This is a genomic window from Nocardia sp. CA-135953 (assembly GCF_050955735.1).
Classification (GTDB): Bacteria; Actinomycetota; Actinomycetes; order Mycobacteriales; family Mycobacteriaceae; genus Nocardia.
Genome location: NZ_CP192082.1, coordinates 4,889,391 through 4,913,619, shown reverse-complemented (window position 1 = coordinate 4,913,619; position 24,229 = coordinate 4,889,391). Strand labels below are relative to the sequence as shown.

Sequence of the window (24,229 nt, the reverse complement as noted above, 5' to 3'; positions counted from 1 at the left end):
GAGCAGCTCCTCGAGTTGCGGGCCGATGTGGGCGGAGTTCCAATGAATGTGCGGTGATCGAGCTCTCTAGGTAGGTCATGAACAGCACGTTCGGCTCTCGGCTCGGTCTGTTGCGCGGCAATCGCATCGTCCTTGTCTGGGTGGTGTTCGGTGTGGTCGGTGCGCTCACCGCGGCGGGTCTGCTCGTGACCGGACGCTCCGCCGACGCGGGTGAAATGCGTACCGCGCGTGCGATTTCCGATTCGACGACACCGGGATTCGCGGGTGCCCTGCCCGACTCGGCGAATCCAATCGGCGATGCCGCGCCCCCGGTCGCCTTCGCGCCGTTGGCCGGGTTATCGCCGGCCGGGATGCCGGTCGCGTCGAGCCGCGCGGTGCAGGCGCTGGCCGATCATCCGCTCTTCGCTCAGCACGTCGGACTCGGCAGGGTCGATTGCAAACTGCCCGCCTGGCACGACGATCCGGAGACCGCGCGGGCCTTCTACCGGTCCGCGATCGCCTGTCTGGACGCGTCATGGGAACCGACACTGCGCGGCGCCGGACTGCCGTTCCATCCGCCGCGGCTATTGGCCCCCACCGAATCCCGTGAGGTGGCAAGCCAATGCGTGCAGCGACTGCGCAACGGCCCGACAACCTTCTACTGCGCGCTCGACGAAACCGTGGTCCTGCCGTACGACGCCATGCGGCCGCTGTCCAGCGGCTCGCGCCGCGGCGCCCAATTGGCCGTGCTCAGTACCGAATACGGCCACCACGTGCAGAACCTGATCGGCGTCATGCAGGCTTACAACGAGAAACGTGCGACCGTCGGCAAGGAAACCACCGCCGGTCGCGAACAGAGCCGCCGTATGGAACTGCAGGCCCGCTGCTTCTCCGGCATGTTCCTCGGCACCAACTTCGGCCGCGCCGATATCGATGAACAAACCTGGACCGAAGCCTCCCACACCGTCCAGGGCGGCCACGGCACCCGCGATCCCCGCATGCAGGGCACCGAGGAAAACGTGTGGGGCTGGTGGAAATGGGGTTCCGACAAGGGCGACACCTGGGAGTGCAACACCTGGTACAGCTCCCCGGCCCACGTGGAGTGATCCGCACATTCACCTACGAGACTGGGTATGCTGGGCCGCTCGGTACGGCCGATGCGTCGGTCGTCGCCACGGCTGAACGGCTCGGCGTTGCCAAGGCGGCGACCCTGGATCGGCGCCGTTTTTCCATCGTTCGGCCTTGTCACATCGATGCCTTCGAGCTTCTGCCATGAGCCATTGAGTACCCCGTGCCCCGCAGTGTCTTTGTCGGTGGGCGTCAATAGACTCTCAGGCGTGACCCCAGCGACTACTGATCAGCGTTCCAGCGTCGTGCCTGCGGCAGCCAGTGATGCGGGTGGTGCGCGGCCGACGTTGTTGCTGTTGGACGGGCATTCGATCGCCTATCGCGCGTTCTTCGCACTGCCCGCGGAGAATTTCAAGACGGTCACCGGGCAGACCACGAATGCGGTGTACGGATTCACCGCGATGCTGATCAATCTGTTGCGGGACGAGAAGCCGACGCATATCGCGGCCGCTTTCGACGTCAGCCGCAAGACTTTCCGTACCGAGGCGTATCCGGAGTACAAGGCGGGCCGCAATGCCACGCCCGATGAGTTCCGCGGCCAGGTCGAACTCACCAAGGATGTGCTCGGCGCCATGGGAATCCCGGTGATGGCGATCGACGGTTTCGAGGCCGACGACCTGATCGCCACCATCGCGACCCAGGCCGTGGGCGAGGGTTTCCGCGTTCTGATCGTCTCCGGTGACCGTGATGCCATCCAGCTGGTCAGCGATGAGGTCACGCTGCTCTACCCGCGCAAGGGCGTCTCCGATCTCACCCGGTTCACCCCGGATGAGGTAATGGCCAAATATCAGCTCACCCCGGCCCAGTACCCGGATTACGCGGCCCTGCGCGGCGACCCGAGCGACAACCTGCCCGGCATTCCTGGTGTCGGCGAGAAGACCGCCGCCAAGTGGATTCGCGAATACGGCGATCTGACCACCCTCGTCGACAAGGTGGACGAGGTGAAGGGCAAGGTCGGCGACGCACTGCGCGCCAACCTCAGCAGTGTCGTGCTCAACCGCCAGCTCACCGAGATGGTCCGCGACGTTCCGCTGCCCTACACCCCCGATCAGCTGGCCCAGCAGCCGTGGGATCGCAACAAGATCCACCAGCTCTTCGACGACCTGGAGTTCCGGGTGTTGCGCGACCGGCTCTTCGAAACCCTCGCCCCGCCGGAGCCCGAGGCCGAATCCGGCTTCGAGATCAGCGGCGGCGCGCTGGCGGTGGGCGCGGTCACCGGGTGGCTTGCTGAACATGCGAAAGTCGGTGTCCGACACGGTATTTCGGTGGTCGGCACCAATACCCCAGGTAATGGTGACGCGCGCGCGCTCGCCATCGCCGCCGCAGACGGCGAGAGCGGCTACATCGATGTCGCCGTGCTGACCCCGGAAGACGAAGCCGCACTCGGCGCTTGGCTCGCTGATCCGGCCGTGTCGAAGGCGCTGCACGAGGCCAAGGCCGCCGTGCACGCGCTGCGTGGTCGCGGCTGGACCCTGGCCGGTCTCACCAGCGACACCGCCCTGGCCGCCTACCTGGTCCGCCCCGGCCAGCGCAGCTTCAACCTCGACGATCTTTCACTGCGCTACCTGCATCGCGAACTGCGCGCCGAAACCGACGAAACCCCGCAGCTTTCCCTGCTCGACGATACCGACACCGTGAACGCCGAGCTGGCGCAGACCGAAATGCTGCGCGCGCGGGCGGTTCTCGACCTGGCCGAGGCACTCGACGGCGAACTGCGCCAGATCGAATCCAGTGCACTGCTCGACGATATGGAACTGCCGCTGCTCAGCGTGCTCGCCGAACTGGAGAACGCCGGCATCGCGGTCGATATCGAGCAGCTCGAGAACTTGCAGCGCCAATTCGCCGATAAGGTCACCGATGCGGCCAACGCCGCCTATGGCGTGATCGGCAAGCAGATCAACCTCGGCTCACCCAAGCAGCTGCAGGTGGTGCTCTTCGACGAACTCGATATGCCGAAGACCAAGCGCACCAAGACCGGCTACACCACCGACGCCGACGCGCTGGAATCGCTGTTCGAGAAGACCGAGCATCCGTTCCTGCGGCATCTGCTCGAGCACCGCGACGCCACCCGGCTCAAGGTCACCGTGGACGGTTTGCTCAAATCCGTCGCCGATGACGGCCGCATCCACACCACCTTCAACCAGACCATCGCCGCCACCGGCCGACTGTCCTCGACCGAGCCGAATCTGCAGAACATCCCGATCCGCACCGACACCGGCCGCCAGATCCGCGACACCTTCGTGGTTGGCCCGGGCTTCGAGACGCTGATGACCGCGGATTACAGCCAGATCGAAATGCGTATCATGGCCCACCTCTCCGGTGACGAGGGCCTGATCGAGGCCTTCAACTCCGGCGAGGATCTGCACACCTTCGTCGCTTCCAAAGCCTTCGATATCCCGCTGTCGGAGGTGACGCCCGAGATGCGCCGCCGGATCAAGGCGATGTCCTACGGTCTCGCGTACGGTCTGAGCTCCTATGGTCTTTCGACGCAGCTGAAGATCAGCACGCAGGAGGCCAAGGAGCAGATGGAGGTCTACTTCGACCGCTTCGGCGGCATTCGCGACTATCTCTACGAGGTGGTCGAACAGGCACGCAAGGTCGGCTACACCGAAACCCTCTTCGGTCGCCGCCGCTACCTGCCCGATCTGGATTCCAGCAACCGCCAGCGCCGCGAGGCCGCCGAACGTATGGCCCTCAACGCGCCCATCCAGGGCACCGCCGCCGACATCATCAAGGTCGCGATGATCAACGTGCACAAGGCGATCAAGGATGCCGGCCTGCGATCGCGCATGCTGCTGCAGATCCACGACGAACTGGTCTTCGAGGTCGCCGAGGGGGAGAGCGACGCCCTCGACGCACTCACCCGCGAACAGATGTCCTCGGCGATCACGCTATCGGTGCCGTTGGATGTCTCCGTCGGCACCGGCCGCAGCTGGGACTCCGCCGCGCACTGAGCGTTGGGTGCGGCATGCCCCGGAAATCCGGTGTGCCGCACCGCATTCAGTGCTCAGCCGCCAGTAAACTGTACTGCGCGGAGGCCCGCTCGCGCCGCACCAGTCTCGCCGATCCCGTTCGCAGATCGATCTCATCGCGCGGCGGCGCTCCATCGGACTTATCTTCTTTATGCATCAGTGCCGTCTGTCGCTGCTCGAACTCGTAATGCTTCGAACCTTGAAAGGTCGCGGCAACCTGTTCGAATCCGGTCGCGGCGACCGGCGTGTGCTTGCGGTGCTTGAACCACGGCAGTATCCGACTGCCGGTGAGCCGATTCCACAGCACCTCGACGAATGCGAGTCCGATCAGCAGGATGGCCAATCCGGGAATGGTCATGGCGACAAGGGCACCCATGTGATCGAAAGTACCGCCTCGACGACGGTTTGCCATCCGTCCTCGGCGCTATGCCCCTGAGCTGCGCAAATGGTACTGGCGAGTAGGCGCGACCGGGGCGAGGAATGTGGTTGCTATTGCGTCGAGATCGACCTATTCTGGTCGGCGTGCCGAATCCCGCCGACCGCCACAGCGCCACGCTTCACGTCGCAGACCGCGACAGCGCAGTGCTAATTCCGCTTACCGCGATGGTGGCAACTCGGCGGCTTCTCGTAGTAACCCGCCGTAGCGGGGTCTGATTCGGACCGGCCCCCTCGCTGCGGGCTACTGACTACTTACTGCTGGTCCCCTCTGTCAATTGAGAAGACAATCCTCGGGAAGACCTCCGCACAATGACCATCCTGACTCTTGACCCCAACATGTTCATCGCCGCAGCCCCCAAGGCGTTGCGCGCCGAATGCGCCGATCTGACACCCGCGCAATTCCACCACCGCTATTGCGAGCACTCCGGCCCGATTCGGGTCGGCGACTGGTCGCCCGCGGGCAATCGGAGCGCGGAGTTCACGGCCACCCTGGAATTCGCCGACCACCTGCGCACGGTGATCGCCGCAGGCAGTCCGGTCGCCGCGATGACTTCGGCGCTCTACGACGAGGGCTATCCGGTCGAAATCCTGCAATTCCACCAGCGCCGCACCGCTGTGGGCACCGCGACGTTCGTGCAGTGCGAATGCAACGGCAGGCGCGGCTGGGGTGCGGCCCTGGCCGACGACGGTGCCGAATCGACGGTCCGCGCCATGATCGCGGGCGTCAACAAGCTGGGCGCCTGAGCGTACGAAAACGCAACGGGCCGTTCACATTCCGCGGAATATGAACGGCCCGTTGGTGCGGTTTACCGACCGGTCTGCTGCTCGGCGAGTTGCTTGCGCACCTCGTCCATATCCAGCGCCTTCACCTGGGTGACGAGATCCTCCAGCGCGGCCGGCGGCAGGGCGCCCGGCTGCGCGAAGACCAGCACGCCCTCGCGGAACGCCATGATGGTCGGAATCGAGCGGATGTTGGCGGCGGCGGCCAGGCCCTGTTCGGACTCGGTGTCGACCTTGCCGTGCACGACATCGGGATGCTTGTCCGAGGAGGCCTCGAAGGTGGGTGCGAAGCTCTTGCACGGACCGCACCACTCGGCCCAGAAATCGACGAGTACCACGTCGTTCCCGGTGACGATCTCATCGAAATTCTGTTGGTTCAGGGTCTGGGTGGCCATGACGTCCTCTCGTGTCGATTGTCGCCAGCTATAACGTCCGGCGCGGTATATATCTTCCGGCGGTGCCGCTATCTTCCTCGGGCGACCGGCCACTCGCGCCGTTGATCGCCATCCCAACGCCGGATACCCACGACGGTCGCGGGAAAATCACGATCCCTGGCGACGGCGTGGATCGCCTCGCCCAAATGCTGCGTCGGTACCCGTCTGGCCAGGGTGATATGCGGCGTCCACTCGTCGGGTTGCACATTCGACGGTATGCCGGGACACGGCGAAACGACTGCGAGAATACGACGTTGCAGTGCGAGCAGGTGTTCCGACGGCACCACCGACCGAACCAGGATCGGGTTGCGCGCACCGAAGACCAGCACGCCGCCTAGTCGTATCGGAATCGGCCGGAAAGTGAGCTGGTCCAGCGCGTGATCGATGCGCGGCCAGATCTGCCTGGCCACCGCGACGGTGATATGCGGCCGGTTGGTTTCGGCCTGCTTTCCGGCCAAACTCGGAATGCCCGCATCGACGAGCAACTGCCACTGCCGCCGGATCTCCGCATCGGCCACATCGTCCAATAACAATTCGACCGACTGCACCATAGTTCACCTGAGGTTAGCCGCCCGCGCGGCTCGATGGGCGGCGAACACGCGGCCCGGTTGTCGGCGAACAACTTGCGTAGCGGGAGAATGGCCAGGTGAACCGTGATACGTCGCCCATGCGACTCGGCCTCATCGAAGGTGACGGCATCGGCCCCGAGGTGGTCCGCGCCACCCGCGCCGTGGTCGACGAAGCACTCGCTGCGGCCGGCGCGGACTCGGTCGACTGGGTTCGGTTACCGATGGGCCGGACCGCCATAGCGGAATTCGGCAATCCGCTGCCGGAGCAGACCCTCGCGGCCCTCGATGAACTCGACGCTTGGATCCTCGGCCCGCACGACAATGCCGCCTACCCGCCCGAACATCGAATCGCACCGAGTGGCGCCATCCGCAAACGCTTCGGCCTCTATGCGAATATCCGCCCCGCCCGTGCCTTCGCCGGAATCAAGGCGAGCGCTGCCGATATCGACCTGGTGATCGTCCGGGAGAACAGCGAGGGTTTCTACGCCGACCGCAATATGTTCGCCGGATCGGGCGAATTCCGGCCCACCCCCGACGTGGCGATGGCGGTCGGCCTGATCACCCGGTCGGCCTGCGAGCGGATCGCGCACGAGGCCTTCCGGCTCGCGGCCGCGCGACGCAAGCGGGTCACCATCGTGCACAAGGCCAATGTGCTGCCCATGACCATGGGCCTGTTCCGCGACGTCTGCTATGACGTCGCCCGCGCGTATCCGGGCGTCGAGGTCGATGACGAACACGTCGACGCGGTCGCCGCCCATCTGGTCCGCGCCGCCCGCGACTACGACGTGGTGGTGACCGAGAACCTCTTCGGCGACATCCTTTCCGATCTCGCGGGTGAGCTGAGCGGCTCGCTCGGCATCGCCGCGTCGCTCAACTGCTCGGCAACCAAGGCGATGGCGCAGGCGGTGCACGGCGCCGCGCCGACACTGGCCGGACACAACCGCGCAAACCCGGCGGCGCTCCAACTCTCGGCGGCAATGTTGCTGCACTGGCTGGGAATTCGCGACAACAACCGCGCGCTGTCGAGCGCTGGTGAACGCATCGAACGCGCCGTCGCGGCCGTATTCGCCGGGGGCATTGCCACCGCCGACCTGGGCGGTCTCGCCTCGACCAGCGAATTCACCGAGCAGGTCTGCGCCAGGGTGCACCGGCGCTGACCCGGCCCGGCGGGGTGACCGGGAACCCGACTCGCTCGAACACCCGGACCGTCCGGTAGGGTCCAGCGCCGGGTACCTGAGTGTTTGCTGTGCCGGGAGTGTTCCGCACACAACGGATAATCTTCCGTTACTGTCCAGCACGAAACGCCACGATCGCTTAGATTGCCAAACGGGTGGTGACACCCGGGTTTCTCGAATCCGAAATGTGGAGGGCTGCTGTGTCTGTTCGATCGGTTCTTGGCAGGCGCGCCCTGCAAGCGATGTGCGTACTAGCCGGTGGTGCACTGGTGTTGACGGGCTGTAGTAACTCCGAAGACAACTCACCCGCAGTGGCGAAGGTACAGGGTATCGACAAACTCGACACCGCCGCCGCGCTGCTCCCGGACAAGATCAAGCAGTCGGGCAAGCTCGTGGTCGGAGTCAATATTCCGTATCAGCCCAACGAGTACAAGGATCCGAGCGGCAAGATCGTCGGCTTCGATGTCGACCTGATGGACGCGGTCGCGGCAACCCTCGGCCTGAAGGCCGAATACCTCGAGTCCTCCTTCGAGAAGATCATTCCCGCGATCCAGGCGGGCACCTACGACGTCGGTATGTCCTCCATCACCGACTCGAAGGAACGTGAACAGAGCGTCGACTTCACCACCTACTTCAATGCGGGCAGCCAGTGGGCGCAGCAGACCGGTAAGCCGATCGACCCGGACAATGCCTGCGGTAAGCGGGTCGCGGTGCAGGCCACCACGGTTCAGGACACCGACGAGATTCCGGCGCGCAGCAAGAAGTGCGAGGCGGAGGGCAAGCCTGCGATCGATAAGAAGCCGTTCGATGAGCAGAGCGCGGCGACCAACGCGCTGGTGCTCGGCCAGGTCGACGCGATGTCGGCGGATTCGCCGGTGACCGCGTACGCGATCAAGAAGAGCGACGGCAAGATGGAGGCGGCGGGCAAGGTCTTCGATTCCGCACCCTACGGTTGGGCCATCCCCAAGGGGTCGGCGCTCGGCAAGGCGCTGCAGGCCGCCGTCCAGCACCTGATCGACGACGGTAAGTACCTCGAGATCACCAAGAACTGGGGTGTACAGGAAGGCGCGATCACCAAGTCGGTCATCAACGGCGCCGCGGGCTGATCGATGTCGTCATCCGAAACCACGTCGGCGCCCGGCGACAACACCGGGCCCGGCGGGCCGATCGACGCGGCAGAACCGGAGCCGATCAAGGCCGTGCCATTACGTAGGCCGGGTCGCATGATCGCCGCGGCGATCATCCTCGCCCTGGTCGGGTTGTTCATCTACGGCGCGGCCACCAATCCCGCGTACGGATGGGGCACCTATCGAAAGTATTTGTTCGACAGCCGGATCGCCTCCGGTGCGGTGGTCACCCTCGAGCTGACCGTGCTCGCGATGGCGATCGCCATCGTGCTCGGCGCGTTGCTCGCGGTGATGCGTCTGTCGCCGAATCCGGTGTTGCGCGCGGTGGCGTGGGTATATCTCTGGATCTTCCGTGGCACACCGGTTTTCGTGCAGTTGGTCTTCTGGGGGCTGTTCCCGTCGCTGTACAAGTCGATCCAGTTCGGTGTGCCGTTCGGGCCCGAGTTCGTGCGGATCGACGTGCAGGGACTGCAGGCCGCGTTCGCCTTCGCGGTGATCGGCCTCGCGCTGAACGAGGCCGCGTATATGGCCGAAATCGTCCGTGCCGGAATCAATTCCGTCGGCGAGGGGCAGCGTGAGGCCTCGACGGCGCTCGGCATGTCGTGGTCGCAGACTATGCGCAGGACCGTGCTGCCCCAGGCCATGCGGGTGATCATCCCACCGACCGGCAATGAGCTGATCGGGATGCTCAAGACCACCGCGCTGGTCACCGCGATCCCATTGAGCACCGACCTCTACGGGCGGGCCCGTGATATCTACGGCGTGAACTTCCAGCCGATTCCATTGCTATTGGTCACCGCCACTTGGTATCTCGCGGTCACCAGCGTGCTGATGATCGGGCAGTTCTACCTGGAGCGTTACTACTCACGGGGCGCCTCGCGGCAGCTGACCGCCAAACAGCTGCAGGAACTGGCCGACGCTCAGACGATTGTGAAGGCGAAATGAGCGAGCGAACAATGGACACAGCCGCCTTCGCGGTCATGCTGGAGCCGAGCGTCAGCGAGGCGCGGGCATGAGCCCGACGACAGACAAGGTAGAGCCGGCCGATGTACAGCTGATGATCCGTGCGGATCGGGTGTGCAAGAACTTCGGTGCGCTGCAGGTGCTCAAGGGCATTTCGCTCGAGGTCGGGCGTGGCGATGTGCTCTGTCTGATCGGGCCCTCGGGTTCGGGTAAGTCGACCTTCCTGCGCTGTATCAACCACCTCGAGCAGGTGAATGCGGGTCGGCTCTATGTCGACGGCGATCTCATCGGCTATCGGGAAAAGGGCGGCAAACTCTACGAATTGCACCCGCGCGATGCGGCCAAGCAGCGTCGCGATATCGGCATGGTGTTCCAACATTTCAACCTGTTCCCGCATCGGACGGCGCTGGAGAACATTGTCGAGGCGCCCATCCAGGTGAAGGGCATCCGCAAGGCGGACGCGACGGCTCGTGCGCTCGAGTTGCTGGACCGAGTCGGCATGGGGGACAAGGCGAATGCCTATCCGGCCCAGCTCTCCGGCGGCCAGCAGCAGCGTGTCGCGATCGCCCGTGCGCTGGCGATGGATCCCAAGCTGATGCTCTTCGACGAGCCCACCTCGGCGCTGGATCCGGAATTGGTCGGCGAGGTGCTCGGGGTCATGCGCGAACTCGCCGCCGACGGTATGACGATGGTGGTCGTGACCCACGAAATGGGTTTCGCCCGCGAGGTTGCCGACCAACTGGTGTTCATGGACGGCGGCGTGGTTGTGGAGGCGGGTAATCCGCGGGAGGTGCTCGCCGACCCGAAACATGAACGCACCAAGGCGTTCCTGTCGCGGTTGCTCTGAATTCAGTGGCCGCCCAAGCCGATACGGAGTTGTCCGAGTAGGACTTTCGCGGCCGGGCTGCCCGGGCGATCGCGCCGCCACGCCAGCGCGAGTCGTCCGCGCAACTCCGGTTCGGTGATCGGCAGCACCCGCACGCCGAATGCCGTGGCCTCCTCGGCGGTCAGCGCGGGCACCACAGCGACGCCGAGGCCGCGGGCGGCGAGCCGCAGCAACAGCGGGGGAGCGGTGGCCTCGAAGGCGATATCGGGCTCGAATCCCGCTGCGGCACAGGCGCGGTCGAAGACACCCCGGATGCCGGTGCCGCGCGGTAGACAGATCAGCGGGTGCTCACGCAACTGGTCGAGCGTGATCGATGCACGCTTCTTACCGCTCAGCGCGACCGCCGCTACCACCGGCGTATCGAGCACAACATCTATGCCGATATCGGCATAGATGTCCGCACCGGCCAATCCGACCAGGGCGATGTCCAGCTCACCGCTGCGCACCGCCGCGAGCATCCGTTCGGAGGTGTCCTCGGTCAGGCTGATGCCGACCTGCGGGTGGTCGTCGTGAAAATCCGCGAGCACCGAGGCAATATCGAATTCCTCATCGCCCGCGCCGGAGATGCAGCCGAGGCGGACTTGTCCGCGCAACAGTCCGGTGAATTCGTCAACTGTCGCGGTAATCCGCTCGGTCGCCGCCAGTGCCGCCCTGGCATGCGGCAGCACCGCCGCGCCCACCTCGGTCAAGGTCACCGAGCGGCCGCCGCGATCCAGAAGTTGCTGTCCCAGTTCGTGTTCGAGCTGGCGGATCTGGGCGCTGAGTCCGGGTTGGGCCAGGTGCAATCGGGCGGCGGCGCGGGTGAAGTTGGCCTCCTCGACCACGGTCACGAAGTAGCGAAGTTGGCGCAGTTCCATAACTGTTGATTATAGTTACAAGAAGAACTATCTGTTGTACTTCTGGATCGGCGCGCGGCATCGTCTATGGCATGGGAAACACCGCAGAGATCGTCAATACCTTCACCGGCCCGGTCTTCCGCCCCGGCGACGCCGGATATGACGACGAGATCGCCGGCTTCCAGGCCGCTTACCATCACCGCCCCGCACTGGTCGTCGGTGCGGTGCACGCCGAGGATGTGCGCGGTGCGGTCGAATACGCCGCGCGCCACGGACTTCCGGTCGCGGTGCAGGCCACCGGGCACGGCCTCTCGGTCGCGGCCGACGGCGGCGTGCTGATCAGCACCCGCCGGATGATCGATATCCGGCTCGACCCGCAGGCGCGCACCGCCCGTGTCGGCGCCGGCGTGCGGGCGGGCGCGCTGGTCGAGGCCGCCGCACCGTACGCGTTGGCGCCGTTGAACGGGTCCTCGCCGTCGGTCGGGGTCGTCGGGTACAGCCTCGGCGGTGGATTGGGCCTGCTGGCAAGGCAATTCGGTTACGCCGCCGAACATGTGCGCGTCATCGAGCTCGTGACGGCCGACGGTCGAGTCCGCACGTTGACCCCCGGCGACGAACTCTTCGGCGCGGTGCTCGGCAGCGGTGGCAACTTCGGCGTGGTGACAGCGCTGGAACTGGAACTCGTGCCGGTCGCCACCGTCTACGGCGGTCAGTTGGTCTTCGATACCCCACTGGTCGAGCAGGCCATGGCAACCTGGAAGGACTGGACCGCGACGCTGCCCGACGAGGTGACCTCGACGGTGACCGTCATGACCCTCCCGCCCATTCCGCAGATTCCGGAACCGCTGCGTGGGCGCTATGTCGCGTCGATACGGATCGCCTACAACGGATCCGCAGCGGACGGCGAGCTGCTGGTCGCGCCGTTGCGCGCGGTCGGGGATCGTCTGAAGGACGATCTGCGGCCTATGCCGTACACCGAATCGCACACCATCCACAGTGATCCCGACCACCCGCATGCCTATGCCGCCACCAACGCCCTGCTCGGTGAGCTCACCGGAGAAACGTTGTCGGCCTTGCTCACCGCCACCGGACCCGAATCGACGATTCAGGCGGTGGTGGATATCCGGCACCTCGGCGGTGCGCTGGGCAGGCGTGGTCCTGCGGGGATTGCCGTGGACAACCGGCATGCCGAGTACATCGTTCGCGTCATCACCATGCCCGCGCCGGATGCGGGTGATGCCGCGCCCGAGGACCATGCGTTGGTCCGCGCGGCACTCGCGCCGTGGACCGTCGGCCACAGCCTGAACTTCCTCTACGGTGCGGGTGCCGCTGCCGACGAGACGCAGACCCGAGGTGGCTACGCGCCGGACACCTACGCGCGGCTGGCCGGACTGAAGGCGAAGTACGACTCCCGCAACATGTTCCGCTTCAACCGCAACATCACACCTGCGAACTGATCGCCGCGACCGCCCTATCGCGAGGGGCGGTCTGATGCTATCTTCGTGATATCACTTTGATACTCGGAGGATGTCATGAAGCTTCGGTCGGCGTTCCACGTCAACGGCTTTCTCGTGCTGGTGTCGTGGTTTGTCCTCACGCTCCTGATCGGTGGCGGCGCGATTGCCGGATACGCGGTGGCCGCGCACAACGACAATGTGCTCGCCCTCGTCGGCGCGATCATCGCGACCGTGGTCGTGGTCGTGCTCCTACTGCTGGCCACCGGGCTCACAGTGGTGAATCCCAACGAGGCCAAGGTCGTTCAGTTCTTCGGCCGCTACATCGGCTCGCTGAGTGAACCCGGCTTCTACTCGGTGGTGCCGCTCACCGACCGGCGCGGCATCTCGCTGAAGGTGCGTAACTTCGAGACCCAGAAGCTCAAGGTCAACGATGCCGACGGCAATCCGGTGGAGATTGCCGCCGTCGTGGTCTACCGGGTGGTCGACAGCTTCAAGGCCGCCTTCTCGGTCGACGACTACGAGGAGTACGTGGAGACCCAGTCCGAGGCAGCGGTGCGGCATCTGGCCACGACCCACCCCTACGACGCGCACGACCAGAACGCCACCAGCCTGCGCGACGGTGCCGAGGTGGCCGAGGAATTGACCATCGAATTGCGCGACCGCACCGATCTGGCGGGCATCGAGGTCATCGAGGCCAGGATCACTCACCTCGCCTACGCGCCGGAGATCGCCCAGGCCATGCTCGTTCGGCAGCAGGCGGCCCAGGTGGTCGCCGCGCGCACCCGCATCGTCGAGGGTGCGGTGGGTATGGTCGGCCTCGCGCTGGACCGGCTCGCCGAACAGGGCGTCGTCGAACTCGACGAGGAACGCAAGGCCTCGATGGTCTCGAACCTGCTGGTCGTGCTCTGCGGTGACCGCGCCACCCAACCCGTCGTCAATACCGGCTCGCTCTACTCCTGAGTCGCCTCATGGCCGAGCGCAAGAAGATCCTGCTTCGACTGGACCCGGCGATACACGAGGCCATTGCCCAATGGGCCGCCGACGATCTGCGCAGTATCAATGCCCAGATCGAGTACGCACTGCGCCTCGCGTTGAAACAGGCGGGCCGAAGCCCGAAGGCGAAACCGGCCGAGGAGTAGCCGGAACAAGCTCTGCCGCAACGATGCCGAATGCCCATGGGTATTCGGCATCGTCGGTATTCGGTCCGACGATTGTCAGCGGCTCTGCCTGCGTTCTGAGAAATCAGGCGTCGGCCGGTTTGTGGGTGACGAAGATGGCGGTGCCGGGGAACAACTCACCCCGCAGCGGACTCCACTGTCCCCACTCGCGCTCGAGCCATTCCGGCCAGTCCGGTTCGACGATGTCATCGAGCACCAGCCCGGCGGCGACGATCTCGCGCACCCGATCCCCGATGGTTCGGTGGTGTTCGACGTAGGTCGGCACGCCCTCACTGTCGACCTCTACATAGGGCGTGCGGTCGAAATAGGGGATCGAGGCCGTCAGACCGGCGGGTCCTGGGTCGTCCGGAAATATCCAGCGCATCGGATGGTTCACCGAGAACACCCAGCGACCGCCCGGCCGCAACACCCGCGCAACCTCGCGCATCACCAGTTCGGAGTCCGCGACGAACGGGATCGCGCCGAAGGACGAACACGCCAGATCGAAGGATTCATCGGCGAACGGCAATGCCTCGGCCCCCGCCTGCACCAATGGCACCCGCGGTCCGCCGCGCGCCATCGCGGCGAGTCCGCGCGTGAGCATCCCCATGGACAGGTCGAGCCCGACCGGCTGGGCACCCTGCCCGGCCAGCCAGCGCGAACACGGTGCCGATCCGCATCCGATCTCCAGGATCCGCTTGCCGGCGACCTCGCCGAGGAAATGCATATCGCCCTCGTGCAAGCCCTCCGGGCACCAGATGAATTCGCCCTCGGGGGAGTCGACGCCGAGAAAATCGGCGTGGGTTTCGTGATACTGGTCGGCATCGGCGTCCCACCAGCGCCGACTGGCCTGCTGGCTGGCGGCCGAACCGATTCTGGTCCGCGCGGTCGCGGTGGTCCCTAGCAGTGCGTTTGCCTGCGCATGGCGATCTTCCGACACGCCGTCAGACTATCCCGGCGTGGCGTCGGGACCGGTTTGCCCGGCCGGACCAAGGTCGCGTACGCTGAACGCGCGAGTGTCTTGGGTACTGCCCGTACCGGTGTCATTGCAGTAACAATCTGCGGGGGCAACTGTACAGAAGTAACGCCAACACCCGTGCTGAGTTTCACAAGCGTTTGCGTGCGGTACGTTCAATATGTCCGTCACGTCGCGTCATCGCGGTGAGATCGCAGCGTACCGAAAGTTCCAATGTCCGCAACCGACCACAATCCGTCCGGAGCAAACCGACACATGCCCACCACTGTCACCTCGCCGCAGGTAGCCGTCAACGACATCGGCTCCGCCGAGGACTTCCTCGCCGCCATCGACGCCACGATCAAGTACTTCAACGACGGCGACATCGTTGAAGGAACCATCGTCAAGGTCGATCGCGACGAGGTCCTGCTCGACATCGGTTACAAGACCGAAGGCGTCATCCCCTCTCGCGAACTCTCCATCAAGCACGATGTCGACCCCAACGAGGTCGTTTCCGTGGGCGATGAGGTCGAGGCTCTTGTTCTCACCAAGGAGGACAAAGAAGGCCGCCTGATCCTGTCGAAGAAGCGGGCGCAGTACGAGCGGGCGTGGGGCACCATCGAGGAGCTCAAGGAGAAGGACGAGGCCGTCAAGGGCACCGTCATCGAGGTCGTCAAGGGCGGTCTGATCCTGGACATCGGCCTGCGCGGCTTCCTCCCGGCCTCCCTGGTCGAGATGCGCCGGGTCCGCGACCTCCAGCCGTACGTCGGCAAGGAGATCGAGGCCAAGATCATCGAGCTGGACAAGAACCGCAACAATGTGGTCCTGTCCCGCCGCGCCTGGCTCGAGCAGACCCAGTCCGAGGTCCGCAGCGAGTTCCTGCACCAGCTGCAGAAGGGCCAGGTCCGCAAGGGTGTGGTCTCCTCGATCGTCAACTTCGGCGCGTTCGTCGATCTCGGTGGTGTCGACGGTCTGGTGCACGTCTCCGAGTTGTCCTGGAAGCACATCGACCACCCGTCCGAGGTTGTCGAGGTCGGCAACGAGGTCACTGTCGAGGTTCTCGACGTCGACCTGGACCGCGAGCGGGTTTCGCTGTCGCTCAAGGCGACCCAGGAAGACCCGTGGCGTCAGTTCGCCCGCACCCACGCGATCGGCCAGATCGTGCCGGGCAAGGTCACCAAGCTGGTTCCGTTCGGTGCGTTCGTGCGCGTCGAAGAGGGCATCGAGGGCCTGGTGCACATCTCCGAGCTGGCCGAGCGCCACGTGGAGGTCCCGGACCAGGTTGTCGCGGTCGGCGACGACGCGATGGTCAAGGTCATCGACATCGACCTGGAGCGTCGCCGGATCTCGCTGTCGCTGAAGCAGGCGAACGAGGACTACCACGCCGAGTTCGACCCGTCGAAGTACGGCATGGCCGACAGCTACGACGACCAGGGCAACTACATCTTCCCCGAGGGCTTCGACCCCGACACCAACGAGTGGCTCGAGGGCTTCGACAAGCAGCGCGAAGAGTGGGAAGGCCGCTACGCCGAGGCGGAGCGTCGCCACAAGATGCACACCGCGCAGATGGAGAAGATGGCGGCCGACGCCGCGGCCGAGGCCGCGAACGGCGGCGGCGCGGCGGGCAACTACTCCTCCGAGAGTGGTTCGCAGGCGTCCTCCGGCCAGGCCGAACCCGCCGGCGGTTCGCTCGCCAGCGACGCCCAGCTCGCGGCCCTGCGTGAGAAGCTCTCCGGCAACGCCTGATTCGTAGAGCAGTAGCCAAAGGCCCCGGTCCGATCGGACCGGGGCCTTTGTGTTGCGGTAAGCGGTAGTGTGCCCGGACATGGGGAGCAATCCGGAATGTGTGCCCGACTCTGCGATAGGTGCGGGCGAGTCGGCAGCCCGCTGGCAAGATCAACCCCGACCAGTCAGTCCGGATGAGAAGGAACACCACGCATGTGCGCAGCGAGTCCGTTCAGCGGTCTCAACCGTAGGCGGTTCCTGGCGAAGGCCGCCGCGGCGGGAGCGGTGGGCGCATTGGCGTCCTGGGCCGACCCGATCATCGAACGCGCCTATGCCGCCGATCCGGCCGGCACCGGTGGTCTCGGTGATATCGAGCATTTCGTGCTGCTCATGCAGGAAAACCGTTCCTTCGACCACTATTTCGGCACCATGTCCGGTGTGCGCGGCTTCGGCGAGGCCTCAAAGGCGTGGCAGCAGTACGGATGGACGCCCGGTGTCGGTCCGACCCCGGACGGCTTCGTGAATCCGTTCCGCCTCGATACCACCCGCGGCGCGACCCTCGACGGTGAATGCATCAACGATCCGGACCACGGCTGGGCCGGTATGCACCGGGCCTGGAACAGCGGCGCCAACGATCAGTGGATGCCGATGTCCATTGCCAGCGTCGGTCCGGCCAACGCACCTGCGGCCATGGGCTACTACCTGCGTGAAGACATTCCGATCCACCACGAACTCGCGGACGCGTTCACCATCTGCGACAACTACCACTGCTCGGTCCTGGGCCCGACGGACCCGAACCGGCTGTACTGGATCAGCGCGACCATCGACCCGGATGGCGTGGCCGGTGGGCCGCTGTTGGAGACCCCCACGCTGATTCCGCAGCACGTCTACAGTTGGCGGACCTTCCCGGAGAACCTCTCCGAGGCGGGCGTCAGCTGGAAGGTCTACAACAATCGCGATGTAGGCCCACTGTCCTCGGTAATTCTGGACGGCATGCTCGGCTGTTTCACCCAATCCTCGGATCCGAATTCCGAATTGGCTCGGCGCGGTCTTGCGCCGGTGTATCCCAACGACTTTCAGGCCGATGTCGCCAACGACACGCTGCCCGCTGTCTCCTGGGTGATTCCGTCGTTGATCAACTGCGAACATCCCGCGTTGCCCGCGGCGTTCGGCGCATACGGCATCGTGCAATTGCTCGATATCCTCACCTCCAATCCGAAGGTGTGGGAGAAGACCGCGCTGATCATCAGCTACGACGAGAACGGCGGCTTCTTCGACCACGTCACCCCGCCGACCGCGCCGGCGGGCACGGCAGGCGAATTCGTCACCGTGCCGCTGGATCGGGTGAAGGCATCCAACGGTGTCGCGGGTCCGATCGGTTTGGGGTATCGCGTTCCCGGCCTGGTGCTTTCGCCGTATAGCCGCGGCGGGCTGGTCGCCTCGGAGACCTTCGATCACACGTCCCAACTGCGGCTGCTGGAAACCCGCTTCGGCGTCGAGGTGCCGAACCTGACGCGGTGGCGGCGCAGTGTCACCGGCGATATGACCTCGGCCTTCGATTTCGGCTCGAGCCCGGATGCGGCGAAGCCGGTGCTGAGTGATCCGAAGCCGAAGACGGATGCCGCGATCGCCCAGTGCGGCCCGAATATCGCACTGGGCACCGCGACCAAGGGTGTTCCGTATCCGGTGCCGCCCAACCAGATGCCGACCCAGCAGCCCGGGTCGCGACGCCGTCCGAGTGGCATCGTGCGGGGCTAGGTCGCGAGTATTCTTGCTGTTCGCCGCACGGATCGGCCGCTAGGCCGACGACCTGACGATCGGGATCGGCGCCGCCCTCGGTGTGTGGGGATGGGTCGCGCGGCCCTGAGAACATCAGCGAATCGAAGGCTCCGGTGTTTCGCCATCGCCGCCGACAGTACTGAAGGCGGTGTGTCGTCTGGGCCGCGGGCATTGCTTTCCAACGTGCCGATCGCACCTGCCACACCAGCGGCACCACGGGTGGTGTCCAGCGCCCGATCGATCACTGTGCGGAACTCCGGTGTGTCGAGGGTGTGCTGCGCCGAGTGCTGATGGCAGCACGAAGTGACCCAACCCCCCGATGGGGCTGGGTCACCGGAAGTTCATGGCCGGATAGGCGGCTGAAATCAGCTGGCGGTCGCAGGCGCCCAGTACGCGGTCGCGGCAGCGGAGCGTTTTCGCATGGCCGCGAAGCTGTGCCGGGCGGGGCTGATCAGAGCGGTGAACCATGAGCGGCGGTGCTCGGCGAGCGCGGCCGCGACGGCAGGGTGCTTGATGCAGTGCATGCCCCCCGCCTTACCCAAGCGGTGGCGACCCGCCTGGTTGATTTTGGTGCCCAATGATGTTCCTTTGCTTGCCGGTGCTGGCCTGGATCGCCACGGCGAAGATTAGTCGAACGAAAGTGTTCGGCACAGTATTTTGCACGAGTAATTGCCTCGGCGTGTCGGAAAGTTGTGGTCCGGGGGCGGGAATCGGCCGGAAATGTTGCGAGATGGTCTCGGCCTAGTCACGGATCGGGCAAATGGTGTTTCAGACGGTGGAATGTGCGGCGCGAGTGGGTATTCCGGCCCATTGGGTGGAATGTGCGCAGGGGGTTGGTTCGGCGCGACATCGCGGATGCGAGACTGGTCGAATGTTGCGGATCGGCCTCACCGGAGGCATGGGAGCGGGCAAGTCGACGGTGGCGCGGATTCTCGCCGAGCTCGGCGCGGTGATCATCGATTCCGATGTGATCGCCAGGGAGGTCGTCGAGCCGGGTACCGAGGGCCTCACGGCGTTGGCGGCGGCGTTCGGCCCCGACATCCTCGCCGCCGACGGTAGCCTGGACCGGCCGGCGCTGGCGGCCAAGGCATTCGGAAACGACGACGCTCGCGCGACGTTGAATTCCATTGTCCATCCATTGGTCGGTAAACGAACCACGGAATTGATATCCGCTGCGCCGTCGGATGCGATTCTCGTTCAAGATATTCCACTTCTGGTGGAAAACGGTCTCGCACCGCTGATGAATCTCGTATTGATCGTCGACGTGCCCGCGGAAACTCGGATACGGCGATTGGTGGAATTCCGTGACGTTTCCGAAACGGATGCGCGGGCGCGTATTTCGGCGCAGGCCACCGATGAACAACGCCACGCCGTCGCGGATGTGCTGTTGGACAATAGCGGTGAACCGGGGGCCATCGATCCGGTGGTCCGGCAATTGTGGACGCAACGGTTGGTGCCGTTCGAGGAGAACCTGCGCACCGCGACACCGGCGCGGCGCAAGGAGTTGCGCGTCGTGCCCGCGAATCCGGAGTGGGCGGCGCAGGCGCAGCGGCTCATCGCCCGGCTGTGGGTGGCGTGTGGTCCGGCGGCATCGCGAATCGACCACATCGGCTCGACCGCGGTGCCGGGATTGCCCGCCGAGGATGTGATCGATGTGCAGATCACCGTCGCGGATCTGGCAGCCGCCGATGGGCTGCGAGACGCGTTGGGGGCGGCCGGTTTTCCGGTTCGACCCGATGTCACCCGCGACAACCCGAAGCCGACCACGGCGGATCCCACGGGCAGCGATACCGCATTGTGGGCCAAGCGTTTTCACCAGGGTGCCGATCCGGGGCGGTTGGCGAATGTACATATCCGGGTGGCCGGCTCGCCGGGCCAGGAGTTCGCGCTGCTGTTCCGGGACTGGCTGATCGCCGATGCGGCGGTGCGCGAGGAGTACTTGGAGGTCAAGCGCGAGGGTGCGGACAAGGCGGCCGGGCTGACCGGCGAGGCGGCGACACTGGCGTATCTGGATGTGCAGGAACCATGGCTCGATGCCGCCTACCCGCGGGCCGTGGCCTGGCGCGACAGCGTCGAACGCTGAGCGGCGGTACTACAGCCAGGTCAGGGTGATGTCCAGGGTGGCGAGCCAGCGGTCGAGCGAGTAGCCGTTGGCGGCGATGCCATCGATCGCGATGGACGCGTGTTCGATGGCGGCCTGGGCTTCGCGGAGGGTGATGAATCCCGCGGTGTGCGCGGCGAGTAACTCGTCCACGTCGAGCAGCTCGAGCTCGCGTCCCGAGCGCACCACGATATCGAGGTAGTGGTCCACCGACTTCCACTTCTTCGGACCGACCTGGGCGAATTGGCCGAGGTCGAGGTAGTAGTCCTGATCGCGCTGATGCGCGGGGTGATAGTGGAAGATCGTCACCCGAATGGAAGGCCCGGGCAGCAGCCACGATTCGATGTAGTGGAACTGGGGATGATCCGAGGTGCGCGCCATGTACAGGCCCCACGGCTCGGTCCAATAGCGCTCGACCGGCCGGACGAAGCCCTTCGGGTCCGTGTTGGTCAGGTCCGCGAGATTGAAGTACTCGACCTTGGGCCTGTGCACGTCCACTGATGGTGCCTGTGTCATGCAAATAGAATCTACCGCCGCTGCCGCGCCGTCGAGTGGTACGGCAGCGGTTGGGCAGATCATCAGGCGGATCGGCTACATCCAGGTCAGTGTGATCTCTTTGGTGGCAAGCCAGCGCTCGACCTCGTGTCCGTGCGCGGCCAGGCCCTCCATCGCCCTGGTCGCCCGGTCCAGCGCGTGATGCGCATGCGTCGTGTCGATCAGACCGGCCGAATGGGCGGCCAGCAGATCGTCCACTCCGCGCAATTCGGCCGCACGGGAGTGACGCACCGCGATCTCGAGGTACTGGTCCATCGACTTCCAGCGCTTGGGCTCGATCCGGGTGTACTCGCCGATATGCAGGCAATAGTCCAGGTCGCGGTGATGTCCGGGCTGGTAGTGCACGATCGTCACGCGCAACCAGAGTTCGGGCAGCAGCCAGGTCTCCATATATTGGATCCGTGGACCGCCGACAGTGCGTGCCACATAAAGGCCCCACGGCTCGACGTGCACGCGGTCGATCGGGCGCACGAAACCCTTGGGGTCGGTCATGGTCAGCTCGGCGATATTGAAATGTTCGATCTTCGGTCTTAGCTGGGTGGTAGTCATCGGCGATCCCGGTGCGACGGCGGTGGTGGTTGGCTGGATCAGGGGCGCGAGCCCCCGAAAGTCACGCGCAACGTAACCGGCGATACCGGTCACAGCGGGCGCGGCGGCAAGCAATGGAATCAGAGCGCTCATTGGCCTCATCCTCATGTCCGACAACCAAATCAGGCTACACCTGCTGCGGCCGGTTCGCCGATGCCGACAAAATGCCGAATCTCGTTGCGGCAACGGACATTAGTGTCTGTTTACCTGTCCTATAGGACAGGTAACAGATTGCGCATCGGCCCTGGGGCGCGCTGATGCTTCAGATCGCGAAAGAATACGCCGATCGTGATCCGGTGACGAGTCCGGCGCCGGCGGATCCGCCGGGCCGCAGAATCTGTCGGTGCCTGCGCCTAGGCTGGTGACCATGGCATTCGCAACCGAAATCCCGGCGGAAGGCTACGAGGACCGGGGCACCCCGCTGGCGCATTCGGAGTTCCGGCCGGTCGGGGAGATCGAGCGGGCCGACGGGCAGTTCCAGGTCGTCAGTGAACACCGGCCGGCCGGTGATCAGCCCGCGGCCATCGCCGAACTCGAGCGTCGCATCAATGCGGGCGAGCGTGACGTGGTGTTGCTCGGCGCGACCGGCACCGGTAAATCGGCCACCACCGCCTGGCTGATCGAGCGGCTGCAGCGGCCGACGCTGGTGATGGCGCCGAACAAAACCCTCGCCGCGCAGCTGGCCAATGAGCTGCGAGAGATGTTGCCCAACAACGCCGTCGAGTACTTCGTCTCGTACTACGACTACTACCAGCCCGAGGCCTACATCGCGCAGACCGATACCTATATCGAAAAGGACAGCTCGATCAACGACGATGTCGAGCGGCTGCGGCATTCGGCCACCTCGAGTCTGCTCTCGCGTCGCGATGTCGTGGTGGTCGCGTCGGTGTCGTGCATCTACGGCCTCGGTACACCGCAGTCGTATCTGGATCGGTCGGTGCAGCTGGATGTCGGCACCGAAATCGATCGCGACGCATTCCTGCGGCTGCTGGTCGACGTGCAATACACCCGCAACGACATGTCCTTCACCCGCGGTTCGTTCCGGGTGCGCGGTGACACCGTCGAGATCATCCCGTCCTACGAGGAACTCGCGGTCCGCATCGAATTCTTCGGCGACGAGATCGAGGCGCTCTACTACCTGCATCCGCTCACCGGCGATGTGGTGCGCCAGGTCGATACCGTCCGGATCTTCCCGGCCACACACTACGTCGCGGGTCCGGATCGGATGGAGCGTGCGGTTCGCGATATCGAAGCCGAACTCGAACAGCGGCTGGCCGAGCTCGACCGCCAGGGCAAACTGCTGGAGGCGCAGCGGTTGCGGATGCGCACCCAGTACGACCTGGAGATGATCCGGCAGGTCGGATTCTGTTCGGGCATCGAGAACTACTCGCGCCATATCGACGGACGCCCGGCGGGGTCCGCACCTGCCACGTTGCTGGACTACTTCCCGGAGGATTTCCTGCTCGTCATCGACGAGTCGCATGTCACCGTTCCGCAGATCGGTGGCATGTACGAGGGCGATATGTCGCGCAAGCGCAATCTCGTCGAGTACGGGTTCCGGTTGCCGTCGGCGATCGACAACCGACCGCTCACCTGGGAGGAGTTCGCCGAGCGGATCGGGCAGGCGGTTTATCTGTCGGCAACGCCGGGGCCGTACGAACTCGGTCAGGCGGGCGGTGAGGTGGTCGAGCAGGTGATCCGGCCGACGGGTCTGGTCGATCCGCAGGTCGTCGTCAAGCCGACCAAGGGCCAGATCGATGATCTGGTGCACGAGATCCGGCTGCGGACCGAGCGTGACGAACGGGTGCTCGTCACCACGCTGACCAAGAAGATGGCCGAAGACCTCACCGACTATCTGCTCGGGCTCGGTGTTCGGGTGCGGTATCTACATTCGGAGATCGATACGTTGCGTCGGGTCGAGCTCCTGCGACAGCTGCGACTGGGCGAGTACGACGTGCTGGTCGGCATCAACCTGCTCCGCGAAGGCCTCGACCTGCCCGAGGTGTCGTTGGTCGCGATCCTGGACGCGGATAAGGAGGGCTTCCTGCGCAGCAGCACCAGCCTCATCCAGACCATCGGACGCGCGGCGCGCAATGTCTCCGGTGAAGTGCACATGTACGCGGACAAGATCACCGACTCGATGCAGCACGCGATCGAGGAGACCGAACGCCGCCGGGCCAAGCAGGTCGCCTACAACGAATCGATGGGCCTCGACCCGCAGCCGCTGCGCAAGAAGATCGCCGACATCCTGGATCAGGTGTACCAGGAGGCCGACGATAGCGAGGTGGCCGTCGGTGGCTCCGGCCGCAATGTCAGCCGCGGCCGTCGCGCCCAGGGCGAGCCGGGGCGGGCGGTCAGCGCGGGGGTGTACGAGGGCCGCGACGTCAAGTCGATGCCACGGGCCGAATTGGCCGATCTGGTCAAGGAACTCACCGCGCAGATGATGAATGCGGCCCGCGAGCTGCAATTCGAATTGGCCGGTCGGTTGCGGGACGAAATCGCGGATCTGAAGAAGGAACTGCGCGGGATGGATGCCGCGGGGTTGAGTTGAGCGGCGGCGTCTTTCGACGCCGTCGGGCTCGGCGTGGTTCAGCTCTGGGTGGTTCAGTTCTGGGTGGTTCAGCT

The 24,229-nt window shown here is 65.1% G+C and carries 22 protein-coding genes; 14 read left to right on the top strand and 8 right to left on the bottom strand.

Annotation, left to right across the window (positions count from 1 at the left end; translation table 11 throughout):
* The first annotated feature begins 77 nt into the window (after positions 1-77).
* Complete coding sequence (locus ACQPXH_RS22570; protein ID WP_433598520.1) at positions 78-1,085, top strand: neutral zinc metallopeptidase; 1,008 nt, start codon at positions 78-80, stop codon at positions 1,083-1,085.
* A gap of 231 nt (positions 1,086-1,316) precedes the next feature.
* A complete protein-coding gene (gene polA / locus ACQPXH_RS22565) occupies positions 1,317-4,061 on the top strand; it encodes a DNA polymerase I (RefSeq protein WP_433598519.1) in 2,745 nt (914 codons plus the stop codon).
* A 46-nt stretch (positions 4,062-4,107) separates the two neighbouring features.
* Here polA and ACQPXH_RS22560 read toward each other — a convergent pair whose 3' ends face one another.
* Positions 4,108-4,455 carry a DUF6191 domain-containing protein gene (locus tag ACQPXH_RS22560; protein WP_433598518.1) on the bottom strand — a complete coding sequence of 116 codons (348 nt, stop codon included), beginning with the start codon at positions 4,453-4,455 and terminating at the stop codon, positions 4,108-4,110.
* Between the two features lie 371 nt (positions 4,456-4,826).
* Between ACQPXH_RS22560 and ACQPXH_RS22555 the strand changes: the two genes are divergently transcribed.
* Positions 4,827-5,261 (top strand): 2-keto-3-deoxygluconate kinase, encoded by a 435-nt coding sequence (locus tag ACQPXH_RS22555; protein ID WP_433598517.1) that lies wholly within the window; start codon positions 4,827-4,829, stop codon positions 5,259-5,261.
* Positions 5,262-5,323: 62 nt separating this feature from the next.
* Here ACQPXH_RS22555 and trxA read toward each other — a convergent pair whose 3' ends face one another.
* Together trxA and ACQPXH_RS22545 are read right to left on the bottom strand one after the other, a co-directional pair.
* Complete coding sequence (trxA, locus tag ACQPXH_RS22550) at positions 5,324-5,692, bottom strand: thioredoxin (protein WP_433598516.1); 369 nt, start codon at positions 5,690-5,692, stop codon at positions 5,324-5,326.
* Between the two features lie 68 nt (positions 5,693-5,760).
* Positions 5,761-6,282, bottom strand: coding sequence for a 2'-5' RNA ligase family protein (locus ACQPXH_RS22545; protein WP_433598515.1), 522 nt, complete (start codon positions 6,280-6,282; stop codon positions 5,761-5,763).
* A gap of 116 nt (positions 6,283-6,398) precedes the next feature.
* Here ACQPXH_RS22545 and ACQPXH_RS22540 point away from each other — a divergent pair, with 116 nt between their 5' ends.
* From ACQPXH_RS22540 to ACQPXH_RS22525, 4 genes are all read left to right on the top strand, one after another.
* Positions 6,399-7,457, top strand: coding sequence for an isocitrate/isopropylmalate dehydrogenase family protein (locus ACQPXH_RS22540; protein WP_433603538.1), 1,059 nt, complete (start codon positions 6,399-6,401; stop codon positions 7,455-7,457).
* Between the two features lie 203 nt (positions 7,458-7,660).
* Positions 7,661-8,581: an ABC transporter substrate-binding protein gene (locus tag ACQPXH_RS22535; RefSeq protein WP_433598514.1), complete on the top strand. Its 921-nt coding sequence runs from the start codon at positions 7,661-7,663 to the stop codon at positions 8,579-8,581.
* A gap of 3 nt (positions 8,582-8,584) precedes the next feature.
* Positions 8,585-9,547 (top strand): amino acid ABC transporter permease, encoded by a 963-nt coding sequence (locus ACQPXH_RS22530; RefSeq protein WP_433598513.1) that lies wholly within the window; start codon positions 8,585-8,587, stop codon positions 9,545-9,547.
* 112 nt (positions 9,548-9,659) lie between these two features.
* Complete coding sequence (locus ACQPXH_RS22525; protein WP_157124551.1) at positions 9,660-10,412, top strand: amino acid ABC transporter ATP-binding protein; 753 nt, start codon at positions 9,660-9,662, stop codon at positions 10,410-10,412.
* A gap of 2 nt (positions 10,413-10,414) precedes the next feature.
* Here the strand turns inward: ACQPXH_RS22525 and ACQPXH_RS22520 are convergent, their stop codons facing one another.
* Positions 10,415-11,308, bottom strand: a complete 894-nt coding sequence (locus ACQPXH_RS22520) for a LysR family transcriptional regulator (RefSeq protein ID WP_433598512.1) — start codon at positions 11,306-11,308, stop codon at positions 10,415-10,417.
* Positions 11,309-11,379: 71 nt separating this feature from the next.
* On the opposite strand from ACQPXH_RS22520, the gene ACQPXH_RS22515 reads away from it, so the two are divergent.
* The 3 genes from ACQPXH_RS22515 (at position 11,380) to ACQPXH_RS22505 (ending at position 13,883) form a co-directional block, all read left to right on the top strand.
* Positions 11,380-12,744: an FAD-binding oxidoreductase gene (locus ACQPXH_RS22515; RefSeq protein WP_433598511.1), complete on the top strand. Its 1,365-nt coding sequence runs from the start codon at positions 11,380-11,382 to the stop codon at positions 12,742-12,744.
* Between the two features lie 75 nt (positions 12,745-12,819).
* Positions 12,820-13,704: an SPFH domain-containing protein gene (locus ACQPXH_RS22510; protein WP_433598510.1), complete on the top strand. Its 885-nt coding sequence runs from the start codon at positions 12,820-12,822 to the stop codon at positions 13,702-13,704.
* 8 nt (positions 13,705-13,712) lie between these two features.
* Positions 13,713-13,883, top strand: coding sequence for a toxin-antitoxin system HicB family antitoxin (locus tag ACQPXH_RS22505; protein WP_387295551.1), 171 nt, complete (start codon positions 13,713-13,715; stop codon positions 13,881-13,883).
* A gap of 103 nt (positions 13,884-13,986) precedes the next feature.
* Here the strand turns inward: ACQPXH_RS22505 and ACQPXH_RS22500 are convergent, their stop codons facing one another.
* Complete coding sequence (locus tag ACQPXH_RS22500; protein WP_433598509.1) at positions 13,987-14,841, bottom strand: class I SAM-dependent methyltransferase; 855 nt, start codon at positions 14,839-14,841, stop codon at positions 13,987-13,989.
* 291 nt (positions 14,842-15,132) lie between these two features.
* Between ACQPXH_RS22500 and rpsA the strand changes: the two genes are divergently transcribed.
* Complete coding sequence (gene rpsA / locus ACQPXH_RS22495; protein WP_433598508.1) at positions 15,133-16,602, top strand: 30S ribosomal protein S1; 1,470 nt, start codon at positions 15,133-15,135, stop codon at positions 16,600-16,602.
* A 192-nt stretch (positions 16,603-16,794) separates the two neighbouring features.
* Complete coding sequence (locus ACQPXH_RS22490) at positions 16,795-18,339, top strand: phospholipase C (RefSeq protein WP_433598507.1); 1,545 nt, start codon at positions 16,795-16,797, stop codon at positions 18,337-18,339.
* A gap of 386 nt (positions 18,340-18,725) precedes the next feature.
* Here ACQPXH_RS22490 and ACQPXH_RS22485 read toward each other — a convergent pair whose 3' ends face one another.
* Complete coding sequence (locus ACQPXH_RS22485; RefSeq protein WP_040688985.1) at positions 18,726-18,938, bottom strand: hypothetical protein; 213 nt, start codon at positions 18,936-18,938, stop codon at positions 18,726-18,728.
* Between the two features lie 293 nt (positions 18,939-19,231).
* On the opposite strand from ACQPXH_RS22485, the gene coaE reads away from it, so the two are divergent.
* Positions 19,232-20,443 carry a dephospho-CoA kinase gene (coaE, locus tag ACQPXH_RS22480; RefSeq protein WP_433598506.1) on the top strand — a complete coding sequence of 404 codons (1,212 nt, stop codon included), beginning with the start codon at positions 19,232-19,234 and terminating at the stop codon, positions 20,441-20,443.
* Positions 20,444-20,452: 9 nt separating this feature from the next.
* On the opposite strand, the gene ACQPXH_RS22475 is transcribed toward coaE, so the two are convergent.
* Both ACQPXH_RS22475 and ACQPXH_RS22470 read right to left on the bottom strand, forming a co-directional pair.
* Positions 20,453-20,977 carry a DUF402 domain-containing protein gene (locus tag ACQPXH_RS22475; protein WP_433598505.1) on the bottom strand — a complete coding sequence of 175 codons (525 nt, stop codon included), beginning with the start codon at positions 20,975-20,977 and terminating at the stop codon, positions 20,453-20,455.
* Positions 20,978-21,052: 75 nt separating this feature from the next.
* A complete protein-coding gene (locus ACQPXH_RS22470) occupies positions 21,053-21,697 on the bottom strand; it encodes a DUF402 domain-containing protein (RefSeq protein ID WP_433598504.1) in 645 nt (214 codons plus the stop codon).
* A 274-nt stretch (positions 21,698-21,971) separates the two neighbouring features.
* Between ACQPXH_RS22470 and uvrB the strand changes: the two genes are divergently transcribed.
* Positions 21,972-24,155: an excinuclease ABC subunit UvrB gene (uvrB, locus tag ACQPXH_RS22465; protein ID WP_433598503.1), complete on the top strand. Its 2,184-nt coding sequence runs from the start codon at positions 21,972-21,974 to the stop codon at positions 24,153-24,155.
* Positions 24,156-24,229 lie beyond the last annotated feature (74 nt).